This is a genomic window from Micromonospora sp. DT227 (assembly GCF_049841835.1).
Lineage (GTDB): Bacteria > Actinomycetota > Actinomycetes > Mycobacteriales > Micromonosporaceae > Micromonospora.
In genome coordinates this window covers 87172-105686 of the sequence record NZ_JBNCLA010000001.1, presented here as the reverse complement: position 1 = coordinate 105686, position 18515 = coordinate 87172, and the positions used below count along the sequence as shown (strand labels likewise).

Genomic DNA, 18515 nt, shown 5'->3' with positions numbered 1-18515 from the left:
GGGAGCGGAATGTACGCAGGGCCAGCGACCATGGCACTGGTGGCCGCGCTCATCGTCGCCGGCCTGTACCTGGCCCACCGGGCCTTGGCGATCGCTGCTTCACCGCTGGAGAGCGTGCCCTTCCAGTCCGGCTGGCAGCCTGAGGAGCACGCACTGTCGCGCTACCACGTCCGGTGGTATCTCGCCACGCTGCTCTTCCTCGCGTTCGACGTGGAGATGCTGTTCATGTACCCGTGGTCGGTGGTCGTCGCCCGGCTCGGGGCCACCGCGATCGTCGAGATGTTCGTCTTCCTCGGCGGCGTCTTCCTTGCGGTGCTGTGGGCCTGGCGGGAAGGCGCGCTGCGATGGGTCTGAGCGACGCGTTGAGTCGGATCGCCGCCCGGCACGCGCACGTGCTCGTAGCGGAGGTGCCGGGGCACTGGGTGACCCGGGCCGCAGTCGAACGACACGTCCTGGACCGCGGTTGGCGGCTCGCTCTGTCCCCGGCAGAGGCCGACATCCTGGCCGTCTGCGGTCTTCCGCCCTCGCACCTGGCGGAGCCGCTGCACCGGCTGTGGGAGCAGATGCCCGGCCCGCGCGCTCGCATCGACGTTGAATCCCCTCGGGCCGTCCTGCCCGCTCTCGTCGCAGCGCAGGAAGATCTGCTCGACCTCGCCGGGCAGTGGGCGGACAGCCAGCACCGGTCACCAGGCCACGCCCACCCCGGTGACCAGCACGCTGACGAGCGGCACGCTCCACACGACCACGCTGGTCACGACACCGCCCATCCCACACCTGAGCACCGCCATGGGGACGGTCAGCAGGGCGAAGCGGCCCATGAGCCGCAGGCCGACCACAGCACCGGCGTCGACTCCGCGGAGAGCCACGAACGCACGTACCGCCCCGGGCCGGCGCACCACGCGCACGGCCACGACGAACCGCCACAGCGCAGCGGTGAGCACGCCGGCGACGGCGGCCAGGGGCCTGGCGATCACGGCCACACCGAGCACGGCCACCGCGACGAGAGGGCGACCGGCAAGCAGGCGGGTCATGGTGGTGCGGCGCACCCCGGCCACGAAGACATGCCCTCCGACGGCCACGGCGAGATGAACCACGCCGGGCACGCCGCCCACGCCGATTCTGAACACATCCATCACGAGGGCATGGGCCAGCCTCCCCACGGCGCGATGTCGCACGAGGGCCACGGAGGCATGGCGCACGGGGGCATGGACATGACCCCCGGCGGTATCCCACTCGCCTCCGGCGGCGAAGACCGCGACGGCCTGGAGACGGACCTGCTGCACCTGCGACTCGGCCCGGTCCTGGCGTACTGGCCGGCGGGCCTCGTCCTGCGGTGCACCCTTCAGGGCGACGTCATCGTCGATGCGGAGATCAGCCTCGTCGCCGCCACGGAGCTGGAGTCCCGGCACGACCCGGAGGACCCGCGCCGGTTCGCCGCCAGACGCTGCGACAACGCCGCGAGCCTCCTGGGGCTCGCCGGATGGGGTGATGCCGCATCCCGCGCTCGGCGCATCCGCGACTCCCTGCTGTTCACCGATGACCGGGCCGGGCCGGTGGGGCAACTGCAACGGCTGCGCCGCCTGGTCGGCCGGTCGTGGTGGCTGCGGCGGTCACTGCACCGCATCGGGCCACTGGACGCGGACGACCTCGCCCGCCGAGGCCTGCCGGCCACCATGGCGGGCGACGTGCGTGACCGGCTGCTGGCCATGCTCGAGCACGCGGCGAACAGTATCGGCGGCCAGCAGCCCACCGGCCCGTCGCTCGGCGTACCCGTCGACGCGATCCCTGATCTCGTACGCGGGTGGGACCTCGCCACCGCCCGCCTCATCGTCGCCAGTCTCGACCTCGACCCCCTCGTCGCGGACCGCGAGGTGAGTCATGCCTGACGTCACCGTGCTCCCCTCCGGGTGGGCGCTGGCCGCCGCCGCGCTGCTCGGACTGTTGGCGGCCGCAGCCGCCTCCTTCGACGGGTTCCTGACCGCACGGGCATCCGGCACAAGCTCCTCAGGGCTGAGTCAGCCGTTCGGTGAGGTGGCCCGGCTGATCCGCCAGCGGCGGCGGACCACCGTCGCGGCGGACAGCCTGCTGTGGCGCATCGGCGGGGCCGGACTGCTGCTGATGGCGCTGATGATCATCACGGTGGTGCCGCTGGGTCGGTGGACGCTGTTCGACTTCGACGTCGGGGTGATCTGGTTCAACGCCATGGACGTACTGGCCTGGGCGTTCGTGTGGCTGACCGGCTGGGGCGCCAACTCGGCGCACTCCCTGATCGGCGGTTACCGGTTCCTCGCCCACGGCCTGGCCTACGAACTGCCGCTGATGTTCGCGCTCGTGGCGCCCGCGGTCGGCGCGGCGAGCCTGAACGTCGGCAAGATCGCCGCCGCCCAGCAGGGCCTCTGGTTCGTGGTCTGGATGCCGGTGGCGTTCCTCGTGTTCTGCATGGGTGTCCTCGCGATCGCCGTGTGGGGTCCGTTCTCTCCGGCCCTCGGCGCCGACGTGGCCGGCGGCGTGACCGCCGAGTTGTCAGGAGTCGATCGGCTGCTGTTCCAGGGCGGCCGGTACGCGCTGCTCGCCGCCGGGGCGGCGTTCGCGGTGCCGATGTTCCTCGGCGGTGGCTCGGGCCCGCTGCTGCCCGGCTGGGCGTGGGTGCTGGTCAAGACCGTCGCCCTGCTGGCCGGTTTCGTGTGGCTGCGCCGCCGGCTGCCGGCGGCCCGGCCGGACGTGTTCATGGAGGTCGGATGGCTGGTGCTGCTCCCCGCGGTGCTGCTGCAGGACCTCATCGTCGCGGTCGTCGCCGCCGGGAGGGGCTGACGTGATCACCCACGTCGTGTTCTGGGCCATGGCGGTCGTCTCCGTGCTCGCCGGTGCCGCCGTGTTCGTGGTCGACTCGATGGCGCGGGCCAGCTACGCGCTCGCCGTGTCGTTCATCGCCGTCGGTCTGCAGGTGCTGCTGATGCAGCAGAACTACGTCGGGGTGGTGACGATCCTGATGATGGTCATGGAGATGGCCGTCATGGCCGTCTACATGGTCATGTTCATGGGCATGAACCCGGCGCTGATGCCGATGAGCATGGTCCACGGCAAGCGGCACGCCCTGGCGGTGTCGATCGGCGTGTTCGTCCTGCTGGCCGCCGGGGTGCTGCTGGTGCCGTGGCCCACCCGACGCGGCACCCCGCCCGTCGACGTCACCAAGGCGTTGGGGGAGGAGTTGATGGGCCCGAAGATGCTGGTCATGACCGGCGTCGGCGCGGTCATGGCGGTGACCATCGTCGCCGGTGTCGCGCTGGCGGCCCACCGGAGCCGCTACGACCGGTTCGGCGACGACCTGCGCCGCCGACCCGCCGACGACCCGCAACCGGGAGGTGTCGGCCGATGACCCTGCAGACCGTGCTGCTCGTCGCGGCGGCGCTGTTCAGCGTCGGCCTCTACGGCGCCCTCTCCCAGCAGGTCGTGGTCATGGTGATGATGGGGCTGGAACTGATGCTCAACGGCCTCATCCTGGCCGCCGCCGGATTCTGGTGGTTCCTCGCCCCGCACCCGTCCGGGCAGGTCCTGCTGCTGGTCATCATCGTGGCCATGACCGTGGAGATGGCGATGGGCTTCGCCGTGGCCACCCACCTGCACCGGATACGCCGCACCGACATGACCGACATGGCCGCGGACCTGTCCCGATGAGCCACCTCGCGCAGGCCGCACTGTGGTCACTGGTAGCACTTCCCGCGGCGGCGGGCGCCCTGCTGGCCACAAACCGGCGAGCGGAGCGGGCCGCCGCGCCGGTCTCCCTCACCGTCGCCGCCGCCTCGGTCGTCCTGTCGGTGGTGGTCGCCGTGTCCCGGCCGGCCGTGGCGGTGCCGTTCGTGGCCGGCGTCGACTTCGCGCTCACCGTCGACGGGCTCACCGCGCTGCTCGTGCCCATGCTCGCCGGGGTGACCCTGCTGGTGCTGACCGCCGCGGCGGGGGAGATCCGCCGCGCGCAGGCCCGCTTCCACGGGCTGATGCTGCTCTTCGCCGCCTCCGCCGCGCTGACCGTCACCGCGGCGACCCTGCCCACCCTCCTGTTCGCCTGGGAGATCATGGGCGCCGCCTCGTACGCGCTGATCGGGTTCTGGTGGCGCGACGAGGACCGGGTCGCCGCCGGCCTGACCGCGTTCGTCACCACCCGCACGGCCGACCTGGGGCTCTACGTCGCGGCGGCGGCCGCGCTGGCCGGCGGCGCGGGTCTGGCCCTGGCCGACCTACCCCACAGCAGCCCCGGGTGGCGGCACGTCATCGCCGCCGGGATCCTCGCCGCCGCGCTCGGCAAGGCCGCGCAACTGCCACTGTCGTTCTGGCTGTCCCGGGCGATGGCCGGCCCGAGCCCGGTCAGCGCGCTGCTGCACTCGGCGGCGATGGTCGCCATGGGCGGCTACCTGCTGCTGCGGGTGCAGCCCCTGCTGGCTGCCACCGGTTGGGCCGCCCCGGCGGCCATGTGGGTGGGCGGTCTGACGGCGCTGCTGCTCGGCGCGGTGGCGGTCGCCCAGCGGGACATCAAGCAACTCCTCGCGGCCTCCACCGCCGCCCAGCTTGGGTTCGTGGCGATAGCAGCCGGCGCCGGCACGGTCGCCGGCGGCGCCGCCCAGCTGATCGCCCACGCCGCCACCAAGGCGCTGCTGTTCCTGGCCGCGGGGGCGTGGCTGACCGCGCTCGGCACCACGAAGCTCGCCGACCTGCGCGGCGTCGTCGGGCGGTGGCGGCTCGTCGGCTGGTGCGCCTCCGTCGGGGCGCTGGCGCTGGTCGGGATCCCGCCGCTGTCGTTGTGGGCGACCAAGGACGCCGTCCTCGGCGAGGTCTTCGAACAGTCTCCGTGGCTGTATGCGGTCGGCCTGGCCGCGTCGGCGCTGTCCGCCGCGTACGCGGGCAAGCTGCTCGCCGTCATCTGGCGGCGCGGCGACAGCGACCGCGACCACCGGAAAGGCGGGCGGATCGGTGGCCTGCAGCAGGTGCCGCTGGTCATCCTCGCTGTAGGCGCCGCCTACGCCGGTCTGCTGGCCCTCCCACCCGTCGGCGCCGTGGTCGCCCGGTTCGCTGGTGAGCCCGGCGCCACTCATGTGTCCCTGGTCGAGCTCGCGGTCTCGGGCGTGCTCGCCGTGGCGGTCGTGCTGCTGGTCGTCCGCCGTCCGCTCCCCGAGCCGCGGTGGGCGCTGCGGTGGCTCGGGCTCGAAGTCGCCGCGCGGGCGCTGGTCGTCCGCCCGACCCTGCGCTGCGCCGAGGCGCTGGCCCGCTTCGACGACCAGGTGCTCGACCGCGGCGTCGAGTCCGTCTCGGCCGGGACGCTGCGCCTGGCCATCCGGGCAGGCAACGTCGACGACCGGTGGATCGACGTTGCCGTGCAACGGCTCGCGGCCGGAGTTCGCCGCCTGGGACAGCTGGCCCGCCGGCCGCAGACCGGTCAGTTGCACCAGTACTACCTGCAGGCCGTTGTCGTCCTGGTCGTCGCCGTTGTCGTCCTCATCGTGTGGAGATAGGCCGTTGCTCAGTCTGATCGTCTTCCTGCCGCTGGCCGCCGCCGTGGTGTTGGCCGCCGTGCCGCGCCTCGGCGACACGCTGGCGCGCTGGGCGTGGGTCGCCGTGGCGGCCATCGACCTTGGACTCGTCGCCGTCGTGTGGATGCGCTACGACACCCCTGGGCCGGGCACGTTGGCCTTTACCGAGCAGGCAGCCTGGATTCCCGGCGTGAACAGCAACTATCACCTCGGTGTGGACGGCTTGTCGCTGCCGCTGGTGGCGATGACCGCCGTGATCTTCCTGGCCTGCGCGGTGTACGCGCTGCGCGAGCGGCACCGCCCCCGCGCCCACGCGGCACTGTTCCTGTTCCTGCAGAGCGTCAGCCTCGGGCTGTTCGTCGCCGCCGACCTGATCCTGTTCTTCGTCTTCTTCGACCTGTCCATAGTCGGCATGTACTTCGTCATCGCCGGCTGGGGCCACGGCAACCGGGCGCACTCGGCGCTGAAGTTCTTTCTCTACACCTTCCTCGGCTCCCTGGCGCTGCTCGTCGGGTTCATCGGCCTGTACGTCGCCGCCGCCCCGCACACCTTCGACATGCCGCAACTCACCGCCGCGCCGCCCCTGCAGGGCCGGCCGGTCGCTGGCGCGCTGGTGCTCGGGGCGATCCTGCTCGGCCTGGCGGTGAAGACGCCGACCGTGCCGTTCCACACCTGGCTGCCGCCCGCGCACACCGACGCACCGGCCGCCGGTTCGGCGGTCCTGGCCGGGGTGCTGCTGAAGATGGGCACCTACGGCTTCGTCCGCATCGCCATGCCGATGCTGCCGCAGGCCTGGCGCGCCTGGGCCTGGGTGATCATCGTCGTCGGCGTCGTGTCGGTGATCTATGGGGCCCTCGTGGCGCTGGCCCAGCCCAACCTCAAACGCATGATCGCCTACACGTCGGTCAACCACATGGGCTACATCGTCCTCGCCGTCGGCGTCGCCGGCCTGGTCGCCGCCGACACCACCCAGGCCCGCGACGTGGCCGTCGCCGGCGCAGTCACCCAGATGGTCAGCCACGGCCTGATCACCGGCGCCCTGTTCCTGCTCGCCGGCGTCCTGCAGAACCGCGCCGGCACCTACGACATGCGTGACTTCGGCGGGCTCGCTGCACCCGCGCCGGCCTTCGCGGCGCTGTTCGCCGTCGGCGCGTTCGCCTCCCTGGGCCTGCCCGCCTTCTCCGGCTTCATCGCCGAGTTCCAGATCTTCATCGGCAGCATCGCCGCCGCGCCCGTCACCGCCATCGCCGTGCTGGGCATCCTGCTCACCGCGGCGCTGTTCCTCCGCGCGCTGCAGCGCGTCTTCACCGGCGACACGGCCGGCAAGTCGGTCGGGTTCACCGATCTGCGTGCTCGGGAGCTGTGGTCAGCCGGGCCGCTGCTGCTACTGTCCCTGGCGATCGGAGTGCTGCCGCGCCCGCTGCTGGACGTCATCGAACCCGCCGCCCACGCGGTCGTCGGCCTGCTCGGGCGGTGACCGGTGGACACGACGACGATGCGACCGCTGCTGCTGATACCCGAGATGCTGCTCGTCGGCGGCGCGCTCGCCGCACTGATCGGCGGTTCCTTCGTCCCCCGCCACCGGCAATGGCTCATCCGCACCCTCACCGCCATCGTGCTCGTCGCCGCCATCATCGCGGCGGCGATCCAGATGCGCAGCCCGGCGACGAGCGCCTTCGACGACTCGTTCGCCGTCGACACGGCCACCGGCATCGCCCGCATCCTCGCCGCGGCCGGCACCCTGCTCATTCTCGCGGTCGCCGCCGACGAGATCGCCGGCAGCGCGCGGGAAAGCGAAACGTACGCCCTGCTGCTGTTCTCCACCGCCGGTGCCGTGCTGCTGGCTGGCGCCACTGACCTGCTCGCCCTCGCCGTCGGGTTCCTGCTCGCCAGCATCCCGCTCTACGCGCTGATCGGCCTCGCGCACACCGGTGCAGCCGCCGAAGCGGCCATGAAGACGTACCTGATGGGGGCGCTGTTCGGCATCCTGCTGCTGCTCGGGGTGACCGTCCTGTCCGGGCTCACCGGCACCACCGGGTACGCTGAACTCACCGACCGGCTCACCGGCTCACCGCAGGCGGCGGTGACCGTCGGAGCGGTCGCCGTCATCGGCGGGCTGATGTTCAAAGCCGGCGGGGTGCCCGCCCACTTCTGGGTCCCCGACGCGGCCCAGGCAGCCACGGCCACGGCCGCGACGTTCCTCACCACCGTGCCGAAGATCGGCGCGCTGGTCGCGGTCTACCGGCTCGCCACCGTGCTTCCCCCATCCTCGTCGTGGGCGGTGCTGGTGGCCGCACTCGCGGTCGCGAGCATGACACTGGGCAACCTTGCCGCGTACTGGCAGTCCGACCCGCGGCGGCTGCTCGGCTGGTCAACCGTCAGCCAGGTCGGCTTCCTGCTCGTACCGATCGTCGCGGCCGGCCGCAGCGACCTCGCCCTGCCGTCGCTGCTGGTGTATCTCACCGGCTACACGGTGACCAACATCGCCGCGTTCGCGGTCGGTGCCGCCGTGCCCGATCACCGCGACCTGGCCGACTACCGTGGTCTGGCCGCACAGCGGCCCTGGCTCGCCGCGGCCCTGCTGGTCGCGCTGCTCGGCCTGGTCGGCACGCCACCGACCGCGGTGTTCGTCGGTAAGCTCGCCACCGCCACCGCCGCCTGGGACGGGCGGTACGCCTGGCTCGCCGTGGTCGTGTTCGCCAACAGTGTGCTCAGCCTCTTCTACTACCTGCGCTGGATCACCCCCGCCTACCGCCACGCCGACGACGAGCGGGGCGTGCAGTCGCGGTTGAGCCCTCGGCGGTGGTCGATGGGCCTGGCGGTGTCCGCGGCGGCGCTCAGCCTCGCCGCAGGTCTCGCCGCCGGGCCGCTGTGGTACCTCGTCAGCCGGTAGCAGAGGCAGCCGCTCGACGACGGCTGGTCGGGCTGCTCGTCGGATCCCGGTGCGTCGGTTCTCCTGCTTCCAGGGGACTCCTCTACTATCCGAGAATAGTAGGGCAGGATGCCGGGTGGCGTTCGCCCCGGTGAGTGCCAAGACGACATCCACCCAGTTCCGCGGTAGAAGGAGTTCGTGCTGGTGGCATCCATGCCCCTCCACCATCAGGTCCCGTGTCGCTCGCCCGCACCGTCGGTCGGCGGCCGTCAGTTGATCCGCCGTCTACTCACCGTGATAGCGGCTGTCGCCGTCGGCGCCGCGTCGCTGACGGCTCCAGCGCACGCGGCACCGTCGCCCGACGAGATCGAGGCGCAGATCGACAAACAGTGGGAGCAACTCGAGCCCACGATCGAGGGCTACAACAAGATCCGGGCCCAGCTGAAGGCCAACCAGAAGAAGGCCACGGATCTTGAGAAGAAGATGGCGCCGCTGGAGCTGGAGTCCGCGCTGGCGATGAACCGGGTGGGCGCAATCGCCGCCCGGCACTACATGCGTGGTCCGTCACAGGAACTGGGCGCTCTCCTGGTGAGCACCAAGCCCGGGACTCTTGCCGAACAGTTGGTGATCCTCGACCGGCTCGCGGCCCAGCAGCATCAGGAGATCGCCGGCGTGCTGGCTGTCCGCGACCGGTATCAGGCGCAGAAGCAGAAGCTGGATGAGCTGATCGCCGCGGAGATCAAGCAGCGTGACGAGTTGGCGGCGAAGAAGAAGCAGATCGACGCCGAGATCAAGCGCCTGACCGCATCGCTGCCGAAGACGACGGTGAAGATGACAGGCTGTCCTACTGTCTCCGGTGTGGTCAGCAGTGCCGCGCAGACGGCGATCCGGGTCGCCTGCCAGCAGGTGGGGGACCCGTACGTCTGGGGGGCCAACGGTCCGGACGCCTTCGACTGTTCCGGTCTCACCCAGTACGCGTACAAGGCTGCGGGCATCTCGCTCACCCATTTCACGGGTGCCCAGTGGAACGAGGGGCGGCCGGTCTCGCGGGCCGACGCCCGGCCCGGCGACCTGATCTTTTTCTACAGCGACCTGCACCACATGGGCCTCTACCTGGGTAACGACCTGATGGTGCACGCCCCGCGAGCTGGCAAGCCGGTCAACGTCCTCAACATCAACTACATGCCCATCGCCGGCTTCCGCCGGGTGACCTGACCCGCCAGCGTATGCCGAGGCTCCCGCCCCTTTTGGGGCGGGGAGCCTCCGCATACCGTCACTTCTGGTAGGCCAGGTTGATCATCATGCCGCTCTCGGCGTGGTAGATGTTGTGGCAGTGGGTCATCCACTGACCCGGGTTGGTCGCGTCGAACTCCACCGCCACTGTCTGCTTCGGCACGACGATCACTGTGTCCTTCCGTACGCCGGTGTCGGCGACCGCGAAAGTGTGACCGTGCACGTGCATAGGGTGGAACATAGTGGTCTGGTTGACGAATTCCAACCGGACCCGCTCGCCCTGGCCGACCACCAGCGGATCGAGCTTGTCGAAGGCGGCGCCGTTGAGGGTCCACCGGTAGGGCATCATCGAGCCGCCCAGCACCAACCGGTGCACCCGATCAGCCTCGCGGCGCTCCAGCCGCACGGCGTCGGCCGGCCGCAGCCCCCCGGTGAGGAGCACCCGACGGTCCAGTTCCGGCAGATGGACGGTGGCGCTCGGCGCGCTTCCGGCGCCGGTGCGGACCAGGGCCAGGCCCTGGCCGCCCTTGCCCTCGGCGACCGCGACCAGGGGAAAGACGCCATCGCTCAGTTCCACTGTGACATCCGCCCGCTCACCCATGCCCAGCACCAGCGCGTCGCAGGCGGTCGGGGTGACCGGGAAGCCGTCGGAGTGGGTGACGGTGAGACGGTGACCACCGAGGGCGACCCGGAAGGCGGTGTCGGAGGCGGCGTTGACGAGGCGGATCCGCACCGGCTGGCGCGGCCGAGCCGCCAACGTCACGGGGGCCTCCGGCGTCCTGCCGTTGATCAGATAGTGCGGGTACGTGACGTCCCCGGCACCGCCGAGCAGCGGGGACGTCATCGTCTCCATGCCACCCATCGGCATGCCGCTCATGCCGCCCATGCTGCCGTGATCCATGCCGGCCATGCCGGGCATGTCGCCGTGGCCGCCCATGGACTGCAGCGACGCCAACACGTCGTCGGGCGTACGGCCGGTGCCGTCGACCCAGTCGTCGAGCACCACGATCCACTCCTGGTCGTACCGGCCGGCCTCGTGCGGGTCGTCGACGACGAGCACGCCGTAGAGCCCGCGGTCGAGCTGCACGCCCGAGTGGGGGTGGTAGAAGTAGGTGCCGGGGTCGGGGACGGTGAACTCGTAGGTGTGCCGGCCGCCGGCGGCGATCGGCTGCTGGGTCACCCCGGGCACGCCGTCCATGTCGTTGCGCAACGCGACCCCGTGCCAGTGCACACTCGTTCCAGCGGCCAGACCATTGGTCACCTCGACCCGAAGCACATCTCCGGCCCGGGCGCGGATCAGCGGCCCGGGCGCGGATTCGTGATACCCCCAGGTCTGCACCTGCCGGCCGCCCAGGTCGAGGGTGACCGGGCGAGGGTTCAACGCCACCCGCACCGTGCGGCCGTCGGCCCGCCGCCGGGCCGCCTCCGTCCGCGCCACCAGGTCCGCCGTCGGCGCCACGAGCTGCGAATCGAACAGCCCGCCTGCCCAGGCCGCGGCGCCGCCGGCCCCGGCGAGACCGGCCGCCCCGGCAACTCCGGCCAACAGCCGCCGACGGGTGAGGGTGGGGGACATGGCTGCTCCTTCACAACGGGGAACCCTGCCTGCAGCCTGGTCGCCCCAGCCGGCCGGTGACCACGTCCCGCCACGATCTTCAGTGAATCTTCATGAGCGCCGCCGCGTCACCCGGACGCGACCACCTCCGCCGCCCGGGCAGGATGGACCCCATGGGCGTACGTGTGCTGGTGGTCGACGACGAGCGCAGCCTGGCCAAGGTCGTCGCCAGTTATCTGGAGCGCGACGGGCACGAGGTGAGCTGCGTCTTCGACGGCCGCGCGGCGGTCGACGCCGTCCGGCGTGACCGGCCGGACGTCGTGGTGCTGGACCTCGCCCTCCCCGGTCTGGACGGCATTGAGGTCTGCCGCCGGATTCGGACGTTCACCGACTGCTACGCGGTCATGCTCACCGCCCGCAGTGAGGAGGTCGACAAGCTGGTCGGCCTCGGAGTCGGCGCGGACGACTACCTGACCAAGCCGTTCAGCCCGCGGGAGCTCGTGGCCCGCATCCGTGCCATGCTGCGTCGCCCGCGCGTCGCGCCGGCCCCGCCGCCGGAGCCGTCCGAACGCGCCGTCGGGGCCTTGCGCATCGACCTCGCCGGTCGGGAGGTGTGGGTGGACCGGCAGCCCGTGGAGCTCACCCGCACCGAATTCGACCTGCTGGCCGCGTTGTCGGCCCAGCCGGATGTCGCGCTGCGCCGCCGTCAGCTCATCGACCTGGTGTGGGGCGCAGACTGGGTCGGTGACGAGCACCTCGTCGACGTGCACATCGCTCACCTGCGCCGCAAGCTCGGTGACGACCCCGCAGCCCCCCGATTCATCCGCACCGTGCGCGGCATCGGCTACCGGATGGGACGGGGATGAGACGGCAACTCGGACTACCGGGCCGGCTGCTCGCGGCCCAGACCCTCGTGGTGCTGGTCGGCGCTGCGACTCTCGCGGTGATCGCCGCCGTGGTGGGTCCGGCCATCTTCCACAGCCACCTGCGGCGGGCCGCCAGTGCGGTCGACCCGGGCACCGCCCATCACGTCGAGGAGGCGTATGCGTCGGCCAGTGCTCTCGCTCTCGGCGTCGCGATCGCCGCGTCGCTGCTGGCCGCCCTCGCCGCCAGCGCCTACCTGGCCCGCCGCCTCGCCCAACCGGTCACCCAGCTCGCTACCGCCGCCGCGGACGTGAGTCGGGGTGACTACGGCGTACGGGTAGCGGTCCCCGGCCTCGGCCCCGAGTTCGACACGGTCGCCGCCGCCTTCAACACCATGGCCGCCCGCCTCGCTGACGCGGAGACGACCCGCCGCCGCCTCCTGGCCGACCTCGGCCACGAGCTGCGCACCCCACTGGCCACCATCGAGGCGTACGTGGACGCCGCCGAGGACGGGATCGCGGTCGAGGGCGAGGACACCTGGACGGTGCTGCGGGCCCAGACGAACCGGCTGCGGCGCCTGGCCGAGGACGTCGTCGCCGTGTCCCGCGCCGAGGAGCACCAACTCGACCTGCACCGCCGACCGATCGGGGTCGGCGAACTGGTCGGCGCCGCTGTCGCCGCCGCCCGACCCCGGTACGCCGCCAAGGGCGTGGCGTTGCATGAGCAGGTTGCCCCGGATGCCGGACTGGTCGACGCCGATGCGCAGCGGATGGGCCAGGTGCTGGGCAACCTCCTCGACAACGCCCTACGACACACCCCTGCGGCTGGACACGTGACGGTCCACGCCATCCGGGACAGCGACGGTGTGCACATCTCGGTCGCCGACACGGGCGACGGCATCGGGGCTCGGCACCTGGCGCACGTCTTCGAGCGCTTCTACCGCGCGGACGCCGCCCGGGACCGTGGTCACGGTGGGTCGGGGATCGGCCTGGCGGTCGCCCGCGCGCTCGTCACACAGCACGGAGGTCGCCTCACCGCCGCCAGCGACGGCCCCGGCACGGGCGCGACGTTCATCGTCACCCTGCCCGCCGGGGGACCACTCGCCGGCAGCCAGCAGTGCTGAAACGGCCCATCCGGTCAGCGCAATCCGTCCAACCTGCGTTGGTACTCCTCTGCATCGAGTTCGCCGCGGGCGTAGCGCTCGGCCAGGATGCTTCTTCTCGAACCCTGCTCTCGGCACGCCCCGGGCGTCACCGCCCATTGCCCCTGCTTCTCGGGACCAAGGTCCTACCTGTGCCCGGTATCGGTAACGAGAGACCTGAGAGGCAAGGGAAACCGCGCGTGCCGTATACCCCCTACGGGTATAAGCTGCGGGTGGAGGTGGACCCATGACGCGTCAGCACACCGGCCACGGCGCGGTCGCGACCGGGCACGACCATTCGCGCGGCGCGCAAGAACTGCACATCGCGCACCCCCACCAGCTGCACACCACGTCGCCGGACTCCCCGCACCACCGTGAGCACCATGGCCACCATGGGGGGCAAGCCGGCCGCGGCGGTGGGCACGACAAGCACGCCGGGCACGACCCGGAGCAGTTCCGGCGGAAATTCTGGCTGAGCCTGGCGCTGACCGGGCCGATCGTGGCCACCAGCCACATGGTCATGGACTGGTTCGGCTACACCCTCGACTTTCCCGGCATGACCTGGGTCGGACCCGTCCTCGGATCCCTGGTGTTCGCCTACGGCGGCTGGCCGTTCCTGATCGGCGGCGTTCGCGAGGTCCGCGACCGGGCACCGGGCATGATGCTGCTGATCTCGATGGCGATCACCGTCGCCTACGCCGCCTCACTGGCGACCCGTCTTGGCGCGTTCCGCCTCGACTTCTGGTGGGAACTGGCGGCGCTGGTGACCATCATGCTGCTGGGCCACTGGCAGGAGACGAAGGCGATCGGGCAGGCCCAGGGGGCCCTGGCAGCCCTTGCCGCGCTGCTGCCCGACGACGCCGAACGCCTCGACGAGGAGGCAGGACAACCGCACCGGGTGCCGGTCGGGGACCTGCGGCTCGGCGACCTGGTGCTGGTCCGCTCCGGTGGCCGGGTCCCCGCCGACGGCCGCATTGTCGACGGCGCCGGGGAACTGGACGAGTCGATGATCACGGGAGAGTCCCGTCCGGTCTCCCGTGGCGTCGGGGACCGGGTGGTCGCCGGCACCGTGGCCACCGACTCCGCCCTGCGGGTACGCGTCGACGCCGTCGGCGAGGACACCGCCCTCGCGGGCATCGGCCGGCTCGTCGCTCAGGCGCAGGCGTCCGCCAGCCGTGCGCAGGTGCTCGCCGACCGGTTCGCCGCCTGGCTGTTCTACCTCGCCACCGCCGCAGCGCTGATCACCTTCGGCACGTGGTGGGCACTCGGTGACCTCAACGAGGCCGTGGTCCGCACCGTGACCGTCCTGGTCATCGCATGCCCGCACGCGCTCGGGCTGGCCATCCCGCTGGTGATCGCGCTGTCGACGGCGGTGTCGACCAGAGCCGGCATCCTGGTCAAGGACCGCCTCGCCCTCGAACGCATGCGGGGCGTTGACGCGGTGCTGTTCGACAAGACCGGCACCCTGACCAAGGGCGCCCACACTCTCGCCGGCAGCGCCGCCACCGCCGGCGTCACCGAGGACGAGGTGCTGCGGATCGCCGGCGCAATCGAGGCGGACAGCGAGCACCCACTCGCCCGGGCCCTGGTCAAGGCAGCCCAGGACCGCGGCCCGGCGGCCGAGGCCCAGGACTTTCGCTCGCTGACTGGACGCGGCCTCGAGGGCGTCATCGGCGGCACGTCCTAGGCGGTCGGCGGCCCCGCCCTGCTGCGGGAACTCGACGCCATCCGGCGCCCTGGCCTGGGCGGGAATCGCCCTCAGCCCCGCCGTCGGCGCGTTGCTGATGTCCGCCTCCACGATCGTGGTGGCGCTCAACGCGCAACTGCTGCGCCGGGTACGCCTGATGCCTGGACGCGACTGAGCGGCCGGGCGCTGGCCCGGCCGGCCCGAAGCTAGCCGGGCCAGCTTCGCTGATCCTCACCCGGTCGTCGCTCCCGGTCTGTGGACTGCCGGGTCAGGAGGGGGTAGCGCCGTCCCCGTACTACGCCATCTACTATGCCTGATTAGTAGACCCGTTCCGGGGCAGGTGACTCCTGTCAACCCCGGCGTCGGCGCAGATGAACACGTGAGGGAATCGGATGCGACAGGTGGCGGTGGATCCGCATCGCAGAGCGCAGCGTGCGGCGACCCTGGCGTTGGCGGGCGCTCTCGGCGCGGCGGCGGCCTTTGTTCTCCGCTTCAACCCGACCGACCGGGTCGCCGATCCCACCGGCCCCTGCCTGTGGCACGCAGTGACCGGGATCAACGGTCCGACTTGCGGCGGAACCCGGATGTTCTACTACCTGTTGCACGGCGATCTCGTCAACGCGGCTCGCCACCACCTGGTCGCTCTGATCGCCGTTCCCTTTCTCCTCTGCGCGGGCGTCCGCTGGGCCGGCATCGCCTGGTTCGGGCGGGAGCTTCCCGCACTGCGATTGTCGCCACGCGTCTACTGGGCCTACGGCGTCGCCTTCCTGCTCTACAGCACGGTCCTTCGCAACCTGCCGTGGCCGCCGTTCGCCTGGTTCGACATTCCGAACCTCACCCCCTAATCCGGCGCGTGTGACCCTCGCCTCTCCCTACGATCTTCCCGCCAATTACTCTGGGTATGGGATGAAAAGTCCGACCGTGTACGAAGCGAGCCTCCGGAGGCCGCCGCTCCTGCGGCTGGTACTGCTCGTCGCCCTGGCGTTCGGCGTATTCGGCATGCACACCTTCGGCCATCCACCCGACCCCGCTGCCGCCGGCACCGGACACACGGCAACCGCCGCCCACCAGAGCTCGACCGGTTCGACCGCGGAGCAGGGCCACGGCGGCTCGCACGGCCACGACGACGGAGTTCACCCGTTCGCCGTGTGCCTGGCTGTGCTGGGCAGCGTCCTGCTCCTCAGCTTCCTGCCGACGCTGCGGCAGCGCCGGTGGGACCCCTGCCGGCCGGCCGGCAGCCGACGATCCTGGGCGACGGGCAGCCGTCGAGGTCCGCCACGCCGCCCCATCGGATTGCATCTCACCGCGGTATCGGTCCTGCGGACATAGGAGCGCGCGAATCCGGGAGCGCCCGGAGCCGACGACCCCGATTCCGAAGAAACCTAGCGACAAGGACCACATACCTGATGAAGCGAACCATCCTGCGCCGCAGCGCCCTCGCGGGCGTCGCCCTGTCCGCTCTGCTCGTCACCGCCGCCTGCGGCGGCGGTGACGACACCGCCGGCATGGAGCACGGCAACAGCAGTCCGTCGACCAGCGCCTCCTCTTCGGCCAACGCCACCTTCAACGACGCGGACGTGATGTTCGCCCAGATGATGATCCCGCACCACCAGCAGGCGGTTGAGATGGCCGACCTGGCCCCGACCCGGGCGAGCGACCCTGAGTTGAAGGACCTGGCTGCCAAGATCAAGACAGCGCAGGATCCCGAGATCACCACCATGAAGGGGTGGCTGACCGCCTGGGGAAAGCCCACCACGCTCCCCGGCAACCCCAACATGCCCGGCATGAGCTCGACGCCGGGGCACGACATGCCGGGGATGTCGGCCTCCCCCAGCCATGACATGCCGGGCATGAACTCGGACATGCCCGGCATGATGTCCGGCCAGGAGATGGCCGACCTCGCCGCCGCCAAGGGCACGGCCTTCGACAAGAAGTTCGCCGAGATGATGATCGCCCACCACAACGGCGCCATCGAAATGGCCAAGACCGAGCAGGCCAACGGCAGTAACCCCGAGGCCAAGGCGCTCGCCACCAAGATCGCCTCGGATCAGGCCGCCGAGGTGCAGACCCTGCAGAAGATCCTCGACCGCCTGTAAGCGGCGTCTCTGCGGCCGGTCTCGACGTCACCGCGGCGAGACCGGCCCGGACCCGCCATCCCCAGCACGTCAAGCGCCCTGCGGCTCCCGTGGCGCTCCCGAAGGATCGGGATCTGTGCCCGGCAGCAGCGTCCGCGGCCCCGACATGTCCTGACGACCCGGCGGATAGCCTCGCGTACCCTGACGGTCACGAAGGGAGAGCACGTGGCGGAGCTGGGCAGACTCGAATCGGCCGTCATGGACGCCCTCTGGCGCGCCAACCAACCCCTGCTGGTCAGAGATGTCCTTGAGGCACTGACCACCGACCGGGCCCTGGCCTACACGACAGTTCTCACCGTGCTGGACAACCTGCATCGTAAGGGCTGGGCCATGCGGGAGAAAGACGGCAAGGCCTACCGCTACCGCCCAGCCGGCACCCGTGAAGAGATCACCGCGCGCACGCTGCGCCAGGTGATCGAGACGAGCAGCCACCCCGACCTGGTGCTCCTGCACTTCGCCCGGTCGGCCTCCGACCGCGAACTGCACATCCTCAGGCAGGTGCTGCACGAGCGGGAGTCCGGCTCGTGAGCCTCGCGCTCGACCTGTTCACCGGGGCCGCCGCCGTCGCCTGGTGGGGTCCCGCCGCGTTGCGGCTGTGCTTCCGGCACGTGGCTGACCCTCTCGCGGTGCTGCTCGGCTGGGTCGGCCTGCTCGTCGCGGTGACCGCCACCTTCGGCCTCGCCATCGCCATGCTTCTCGCGCCAGGGACAACCCACGAGTGGGCACTGCACGATCTCGCCCGCATCTGCTGGCACTGGACCCGGCCCAGCCGTCCACCCGCCCTTGACGAGATCGTCGGTGCGGTCGGAGCCCTGACAATGATCGCCGCGCTCGCAGAGTTCGCCATGACATGCGCCCGCCGGGCACGTAGCGCCCACCGCGCTCGGCAAGCCCACGCCGATCTACTCACACTCACCGGCGGGAAGTCAGAATTCGGCGAGGACGGGGTGCTGTGGATTCCCCATTCGACGCCGTTGGCCTACAGCCTCGGCGGATCGCATGGCGTGACGGTCCTGGCAAGCTGTGCCCGCGACCTGCCGGCGGAGCAGCTCGCCGCGGTCCTCAGCCATGAGCGGGCCCATCTGCGTGAGCGTCACCATATCCTCGTTTCCGCTGTGGAAGGGCTCGCGGCGGCCGTGCCCTGGCTGCCGTTGACCCGGGAAGCGCCGTCAGCCGTACGTCTGCTCGTCGAGCTGCGCGCGGACGCCGCCGCGGTACGCGAATGCGGCCAAGCGGCGGTACGCAATGCCCTGCTGACCTTCGCCAGCGCACCGCATCCGCCGTCCGCGCTGTCGATGGCGGGCGCAGAGGTTGCCATCCGACTGCAACGACTTCAGGGGCACCGTCCGCCTGGACGAAACCTTGCCGCTCGCGGGGTGCTCGCCTCGGTTGCCTTGATCGCACCCATGAGCGTCGGCCTGCTCGCAGGCATCGTCTCCTGCCTGTAGGTGTCTCCACCTGAACATCCGTAGGCGCCTCAGCCCGGGAGGTCGGTAGGCCTGTATGCCT

At 71.2% G+C, this 18515-nt stretch carries 19 protein-coding genes and 1 pseudogene; 17 read left to right on the top strand and 3 right to left on the bottom strand.

The genetic code is table 11. The annotated features are described in order from the left end of the window. Nucleotides 1-30: 30 nt before the first annotated feature. A complete protein-coding gene (locus tag ACLQ2W_RS00530) occupies nucleotides 31-354 on the top strand; it encodes an NADH-quinone oxidoreductase subunit A (protein WP_425784781.1) in 324 nt (107 codons plus the stop codon). Nucleotides 355-683: 329 nt separating this feature from the next. Here ACLQ2W_RS00530 and ACLQ2W_RS00525 read toward each other — a convergent pair whose 3' ends face one another. Further along, nucleotides 684-1136, bottom strand: a complete 453-nt coding sequence (locus ACLQ2W_RS00525; RefSeq protein WP_425784780.1) for a hypothetical protein — start codon at nucleotides 1134-1136, stop codon at nucleotides 684-686. Between the two features lie 6 nt (nucleotides 1137-1142). Between ACLQ2W_RS00525 and ACLQ2W_RS00520 the strand changes: the two genes are divergently transcribed. The 8 genes from ACLQ2W_RS00520 (at nucleotide 1143) to ACLQ2W_RS00485 (ending at nucleotide 9609) form a co-directional block, all read left to right on the top strand. Then, a complete protein-coding gene (locus tag ACLQ2W_RS00520) occupies nucleotides 1143-1886 on the top strand; it encodes a hypothetical protein (protein ID WP_425784779.1) in 744 nt (247 codons plus the stop codon). Continuing rightward, nucleotides 1879-2811: a complex I subunit 1 family protein gene (locus tag ACLQ2W_RS00515; RefSeq protein WP_425784778.1), complete on the top strand. Its 933-nt coding sequence runs from the start codon at nucleotides 1879-1881 to the stop codon at nucleotides 2809-2811. The genes ACLQ2W_RS00520 and ACLQ2W_RS00515 overlap by 8 nt, the downstream gene beginning before the upstream one ends. Nucleotide 2812: 1 nt before the next feature. After that, entirely contained in the window at nucleotides 2813-3376 is a 564-nt protein-coding gene (locus tag ACLQ2W_RS00510) for an NADH-quinone oxidoreductase subunit J (RefSeq protein ID WP_425784777.1), read from the top strand. Continuing rightward, nucleotides 3373-3675, top strand: coding sequence for an NADH-quinone oxidoreductase subunit NuoK (locus ACLQ2W_RS00505; RefSeq protein WP_425784776.1), 303 nt, complete (start codon nucleotides 3373-3375; stop codon nucleotides 3673-3675). The genes ACLQ2W_RS00510 and ACLQ2W_RS00505 overlap by 4 nt, the downstream gene beginning before the upstream one ends. Continuing rightward, nucleotides 3672-5504 (top strand): NADH-quinone oxidoreductase subunit L, encoded by a 1833-nt coding sequence (locus ACLQ2W_RS00500; protein ID WP_425784775.1) that lies wholly within the window; start codon nucleotides 3672-3674, stop codon nucleotides 5502-5504. Before ACLQ2W_RS00505 ends, ACLQ2W_RS00500 begins: the two co-directional genes overlap by 4 nt. Nucleotides 5505-5508: 4 nt before the next feature. Further along, entirely contained in the window at nucleotides 5509-6999 is a 1491-nt protein-coding gene (locus ACLQ2W_RS00495; protein ID WP_425784774.1) for a complex I subunit 4 family protein, read from the top strand. A gap of 18 nt (nucleotides 7000-7017) precedes the next feature. Continuing rightward, nucleotides 7018-8415: an NADH-quinone oxidoreductase subunit N gene (locus ACLQ2W_RS00490; RefSeq protein WP_425785979.1), complete on the top strand. Its 1398-nt coding sequence runs from the start codon at nucleotides 7018-7020 to the stop codon at nucleotides 8413-8415. A gap of 177 nt (nucleotides 8416-8592) precedes the next feature. Continuing rightward, nucleotides 8593-9609: a C40 family peptidase gene (locus tag ACLQ2W_RS00485; protein ID WP_425784773.1), complete on the top strand. Its 1017-nt coding sequence runs from the start codon at nucleotides 8593-8595 to the stop codon at nucleotides 9607-9609. Nucleotides 9610-9667: 58 nt separating this feature from the next. Here the strand turns inward: ACLQ2W_RS00485 and ACLQ2W_RS00480 are convergent, their stop codons facing one another. Beyond that, entirely contained in the window at nucleotides 9668-11200 is a 1533-nt protein-coding gene (locus ACLQ2W_RS00480) for a multicopper oxidase family protein (protein ID WP_425784772.1), read from the bottom strand. 152 nt (nucleotides 11201-11352) lie between these two features. On the opposite strand from ACLQ2W_RS00480, the gene ACLQ2W_RS00475 reads away from it, so the two are divergent. Together ACLQ2W_RS00475 and ACLQ2W_RS00470 are read left to right on the top strand one after the other, a co-directional pair. Then, nucleotides 11353-12045 (top strand): response regulator, encoded by a 693-nt coding sequence (locus tag ACLQ2W_RS00475; protein ID WP_425784771.1) that lies wholly within the window; start codon nucleotides 11353-11355, stop codon nucleotides 12043-12045. Further along, on the top strand, nucleotides 12042-13166 hold the full coding sequence (locus ACLQ2W_RS00470; protein ID WP_425784770.1) for a sensor histidine kinase: 1125 nt from the start codon (nucleotides 12042-12044) through the stop codon (nucleotides 13164-13166). The genes ACLQ2W_RS00475 and ACLQ2W_RS00470 overlap by 4 nt, the downstream gene beginning before the upstream one ends. A 14-nt stretch (nucleotides 13167-13180) precedes the next feature. Here the strand turns inward: ACLQ2W_RS00470 and ACLQ2W_RS00465 are convergent, their stop codons facing one another. After that, nucleotides 13181-13297 (bottom strand): SHOCT domain-containing protein, encoded by a 117-nt coding sequence (locus ACLQ2W_RS00465; protein WP_425784769.1) that lies wholly within the window; start codon nucleotides 13295-13297, stop codon nucleotides 13181-13183. Between the two features lie 134 nt (nucleotides 13298-13431). On the opposite strand from ACLQ2W_RS00465, the pseudogene ACLQ2W_RS00460 reads away from it, so the two are divergent. The 6 genes and pseudogenes from ACLQ2W_RS00460 to ACLQ2W_RS00435 form a co-directional block, all read left to right on the top strand. Next, nucleotides 13432-14868 (top strand): annotated as a pseudogene (locus tag ACLQ2W_RS00460) (HAD-IC family P-type ATPase); the annotation flags it as partial. Between the two features lie 395 nt (nucleotides 14869-15263). After that, complete coding sequence (locus ACLQ2W_RS00455) at nucleotides 15264-15716, top strand: DUF2752 domain-containing protein (RefSeq protein ID WP_425784768.1); 453 nt, start codon at nucleotides 15264-15266, stop codon at nucleotides 15714-15716. Between the two features lie 76 nt (nucleotides 15717-15792). Further along, the gene (locus ACLQ2W_RS00450; RefSeq protein WP_425784767.1) at nucleotides 15793-16200 is read left to right on the top strand and encodes a DUF6153 family protein; all 408 of its coding nucleotides are present in this window, start codon (nucleotides 15793-15795) and stop codon (nucleotides 16198-16200) included. Nucleotides 16201-16277: 77 nt separating this feature from the next. Next, nucleotides 16278-16967 carry a DUF305 domain-containing protein gene (locus ACLQ2W_RS00445; RefSeq protein ID WP_425784766.1) on the top strand — a complete coding sequence of 230 codons (690 nt, stop codon included), beginning with the start codon at nucleotides 16278-16280 and terminating at the stop codon, nucleotides 16965-16967. A gap of 204 nt (nucleotides 16968-17171) precedes the next feature. After that, nucleotides 17172-17534, top strand: a complete 363-nt coding sequence (locus tag ACLQ2W_RS00440) for a BlaI/MecI/CopY family transcriptional regulator (protein ID WP_425784765.1) — start codon at nucleotides 17172-17174, stop codon at nucleotides 17532-17534. Beyond that, nucleotides 17531-18454: a M56 family metallopeptidase gene (locus tag ACLQ2W_RS00435; RefSeq protein WP_425784764.1), complete on the top strand. Its 924-nt coding sequence runs from the start codon at nucleotides 17531-17533 to the stop codon at nucleotides 18452-18454. Before ACLQ2W_RS00440 ends, ACLQ2W_RS00435 begins: the two co-directional genes overlap by 4 nt. Nucleotides 18455-18515 lie beyond the last annotated feature (61 nt).